The organism is Gemmatimonadales bacterium (genome assembly GCA_030697825.1).
Lineage (GTDB): Bacteria > Gemmatimonadota > Gemmatimonadetes > Gemmatimonadales > JACORV01 > JACORV01.
This window is the reverse complement of the sequence record JAUYOW010000315.1, coordinates 1-4,435: the sequence shown is the minus strand read 5'-3', so window position 1 is coordinate 4,435 and position 4,435 is coordinate 1. Positions and strand designations below refer to the sequence as shown.

At 72.7% G+C, this 4,435-nt stretch carries 4 protein-coding genes; all 4 read left to right on the top strand.

Annotation, left to right across the window (positions count from 1 at the left end; genetic code table 11):
• Positions 1 to 251, top strand: a 251-nt coding sequence (locus tag Q8Q85_15430; GenBank protein MDP3775652.1) for a hypothetical protein, incomplete at its 5' end; no start/stop codon positions are given.
• Between the two features lie 134 nt (positions 252 to 385).
• A complete protein-coding gene (locus Q8Q85_15425; protein ID MDP3775651.1) occupies positions 386 to 1,675 on the top strand; it encodes a hypothetical protein in 1,290 nt (429 codons plus the stop codon).
• Between the two features lie 15 nt (positions 1,676 to 1,690).
• Positions 1,691 to 2,431, top strand: coding sequence for a hypothetical protein (locus Q8Q85_15420; GenBank protein ID MDP3775650.1), 741 nt, complete (start codon positions 1,691 to 1,693; stop codon positions 2,429 to 2,431).
• A 97-nt stretch (positions 2,432 to 2,528) separates the two neighbouring features.
• On the top strand, positions 2,529 to 4,435 hold a 1,907-nt coding region (locus tag Q8Q85_15415; GenBank protein ID MDP3775649.1), incomplete at its 3' end, for a hypothetical protein.

Genomic DNA, 4,435 nt, shown 5'->3' with positions numbered 1-4,435 from the left:
CGGGCCCGGGCATCACGGTGGTTTGGGAAGCGCGCCGCGGCGTCGCCTACGCGCAGCACGCCGATCCCGTCGTGCGCGAAGCCGGCGAGGCCCGGTGGCTGGTGCGCTGGGAAGCGCCAGCCGCCGAGCTGGGCCCGGTGGTCGTGCACCTGGCCGCGAACGCCGCCAACGATGACAACTCCCCGATCGGCGACCTCATTTACACGGCCACGGCGCAGTCCGCCCCGCCGGTGCGGGGCCGAAGGCCGTGAGCGCGCCGACCGCCCGGAGCGAGGAATCATGACGGCGTAGCCCGACTTTTCGGCTGGTTGCAGCGGGAGCGGCCGGGACGTAGCTTCGCGGGACCGGGCAAGCCTGCCCGCACCGCGGCACCCTGGAGGCTCTCATGAAGCTCACGGCACTCACCACGGCGGCGCTGATCGGCGCCGCTGGTTGCGCGGTTCCACACGGCTTGGCCGCGCAGCAGACCGACGAAGCAGTAGTGCCCGTGGTGGGCGAGGCGGCCATTCGCGGCGACAGCCTGCTCGCGGCCAACACGGCGGCACGCACCGCCGGCTACCGCGAGGCGCTACGCATCCAGCTGGGCCGGCTGCTCGATTCCCTTGGCGCCGTCCAGGCGTTCCCCCAGCTCCAGAGCCGCGCCCGCGCGTACGTCCGGCGCGAAGAGGTGGACAACGAGGAGCGGGAAGGCAATGTGATGCGCGTCTCGCTCCGGGTCACGCTCGACGTCGCACGACTCAAGACCGACCTCGAAGCCCTCGGCTACGAGATCCGCACCATCGGAGCGGAGGCGCAGTCGGTGATGGTCGTGATCGACGAGTACTATGTGAACAACCCGCGCTCGCTCTCGGCGCAGGCGCAGGCCCAGGCCCCGCCACCCAGCGCCATGACCGGCCGCGCCGCCGCGATCCCCGACAGCGCGTTCGATCCCTTCACGCGGCCCGAGTTCCGGGAGCCGGGCGCGCGCGTCTCGGCCGCCGGGCTCGAGGAGGCGCTCAACCGCAACCAGTTCACGGTGCTCGATCAGGGCTCGGTGCAGCAGCTCCGCGCCGACCTGCCGGGGCTCACCGCGGATATCGTGAAGCAGGGCGACCGGCTGGCGGATTTCGCCCGCCGCGCCAACGAGCGTTTCCACGCCCAGGTCGTCATCGTGGGCGCCACGACCATCATCAACACCGGGCGCGACCCGAGCGGTCTCGAGACCCGGCGAGCGATGATGACCTATCGCGCCATCGACGCCTCGACGGGGCGGCTGCTCGCGAGCGGGACCGTCGAGAGCGCGGCCCAGGCGTCGGATCCGCTCATCGCGCGTCAGCGAGCCGCCACTCGAGTCTCGGAGATCGCGGCGGAGCGGCTCATCCCGCAGTTGACGCGGGCGGCGCGGACCGCTGCCTCTCGTGGCGAGCTCTACATCGTGGAGCTGGTGGGGTTCAGCGGTTTCGCCCAGGCGCGCGCATTCCTCCAAGCCGTACAGGGTACCGAAGACGTGACCTCGGCGCGGCAGACGCTGCTCGACCTGGCGAACCATCGGATACGCATCGAGGTGATGTTCACCCGCACCCGCGAGGACCTGATGGGCGAGGTTTTCGACGCGGCGCGCGAGATCCCCGGATTCGGCACGCTGGACCTCCGCAACCAGCGTGGCAACGAGCTCGTCTTCGCGGTAAGGCAGTAGGAAGGAGGAGTTCGCATGTCCGTCAACCGTCGTGCCGTCGGGTGGGCCGTGCCGCTCGTCTCGCTCGCGTTGTGCGCGTCGCCCGCCGATGCGCAGATAGGGCGGCTTCGCCGCACCGTCGAGCGCGTGGCCAGCGGGCCGTCGCCCGAGATCGCGCGGCTCCTCTCGCGCGTTGACACGACCCGCGCGCTGTTCGACCGCGCCACGCGGCTCCTGCTCAAGTCGTCCTACGTGATGGAGGCGGTGGTGGGGACGTCGGAGCGGCGGGCCGAGATCCGGCGCGAGCTGGCGTCGGTGGACAGCCTCGAGCAGCGGGGCGGCGAGAACCGCGTGCAGCTGAACGCCGAGGACCACGCCCAGCGCCTGGAGCAGGCGACCGCGCAGCGGCAGTACGAGCAGCATCAGCTCTCCGAGGCGCAGTCGCGCAACGTGACCTCGGTGGGGTTCAACTCGACGCTCGCCCTGCTCTACGACGTATTCGCGCTCGACGAGGCGCGCCACCTCACCGGCGAGGCGCAGGCCGCGGCGCAGAACATCGCCAACGACCCGGCGCAGCTGGTCTACGCCAACCGCCTTCGCCAGGCCGCGACGGTGGACATGCCGGCGATAGTGAACGCGATCCCGCAGCAGCAGCGGCTCGGGGCCGCGATCCACTCGGCGGTTGTGCAGGCGCGCTCCGCCAATCAGGCGGTGCAGGTGAGCGAGGCATCGGCCCGCAGCGAGCCTCCGCGGCCGATCGACATCAGCGCGATCTAGCTTGGTCGTGCCCGGGCTCAGGCGCCCCCCCGTCGCTCGCGGCGTCGGACGGCATGCTCGGCGCCACGGCTCGCGCCGTGGAGGCGCCTTCGCCCTGATGCTGGTCCTCGCTGTGCCGCTGAGAGCGCAGGAGCCGGTCGAGCGCGTCCGCTGCCAGCTTCTTTCCTTCCGCGTCCTGCAGGCTGCCAAGGGCGGCCTCATCGATCCGCGCTTCCTCCAGGTCTTCGAGGAGGGCGCGCAGCGCGCCGCGCTGCACGGTGCGCTGGCGCCGCTGCCGCAGCTCGAGATGCTGCCCCTGGGCGCCGACACCGCGCTCGTCGCCCGTGCCGAGCTGGCATCGCGCATCGCCGCCCGCGCCTTCGTCACCCGCGCCGACATCGAGCGCGTGGACAAGGCGCTCACCACCGAGTACCTCGTCTCGACCACCGTGATGCTGGAGTTCCTCAACCCCGCCACCGGCGAGGTCTATCACATCCAGGAGCTGACCGGTAGCACCAACATCAGGAAGGACGCCGGCGCGGACCTCACCGCAGCCGAGGCGGTCCAGGCCTTGAGGAACACCTTGGCCGGCACGGAGCGGGAGCTGGCAACCCGGGTGCGTGACCGGTACCGGCCGGGGGTGCGGGCGCGGGTCGTCCAGCAGCTGGCGGACGGACGCCTCGCCCTCGGCGTCGGGTCGGCGGGAGGATTGCGCGAGGGCGCTCGCCTCGAGGTCCGGGACTCGGCGGGGCAGGTGGTGGGCGTGGTGCGCGTGGAGCAGGCGCAGCAGCGGTTCTCCGTCACCGGCCGGCCGCTCGCCGACAATCCGAACCGCGCCTGGGTGGGGCTCGTGGCGTCGAGCCCCGGCCTCAACCGGAGCGCGGGGAGCGGCGGCTTCTCGCACCTGGTGGCAAGCGTGGAGCAGCGAAGCGAGCTGGTGCAGCGCGACTACGTCCTGCCGCAGGCCACCCTCATCTATTGGCTGCACGAGAGCCTCGCCGAGGCGGCGCCGGGGCTGAACTTCCTCCCGCCCATCGCGGCGGGCGGGCTCGCCACGGAGCAGGAGCGCCTGGAGGTCTCGACCGGCCGCGCGGGCGACATCGCGGGGCAGCGCGTCATTCCCGACTTCCTCGTCCGCGCGGCGATCTCGCGCGCCGACGCCCTCTCCGAGACGGGCCCCGACGGCGCGACCTACTACATCCTGAAGGTCGGCGTGGACGTGTCGTTCTATGATGTGCGGAACGGGCAGATATTCTACGCCACCTATGTCGAGGGGACGCAGCAGGAGCGGGTGCGCGCGGGCGAGCGCGTGCTGGACCTGTCGGTCAGCTACCGGAACCTGCTCCAGCGCACCATGAACGACATCGGCCGGCGGGTGGCCGCGGAGTACGCGCCGGCGAGCGCGGAGGGCGTGGTGCGCGAAGTCCGCCCCGACGGAAGCCTCGTGCTGGGCGTGACGGGCACGGGCGCCGTCCCCGACGGCGGCATCGTCACCCTGTGGGCCGACGGCGACGAGGTCCGCGACCCCGCGACCCGGCAGCCGCTGGGCCGCGTCGAGGAAGCGGCGGCGCGGATCCGCATCGTCCGCGTGGCCGGCGCGACGGCCGAGGCGCTCCCCATCGGAGCGCCCGTTCGGCCGTTGGCGGGTGGGCGATTCCACGCGCCCGCAACGGCGGGGGAGGTGGGGACGGCGCGGCGCCTGGTCCAGGTGCAGCGCGTCGAGGTCCGCGGCGACATCCAGGTGCCCACGGCGCTCCTCACCGAGATCGTGCAGACGGCGCTCGCGCGCTCGCGCGCGTTCGCGGTGCTCGAGTCGCGCGAGGTGCTGGGCGATCTCGCCGCGCTGCGGGATCGCGAGTTCGGTGGTGGCGGCTTCAGCAACCAGGCCGCCGCGCGCCTCCTCTCCGCCGAGAACGCCGAGCCGGCGCTCTACGCGCGGGTCGTCGCGCGGTTCCTCCCGCCCGCGCCCGCGCAAGAGGGCGGCCGGCCGGCGCAAGCGTACGAAGCGCGCCTGGGCATCGCGCT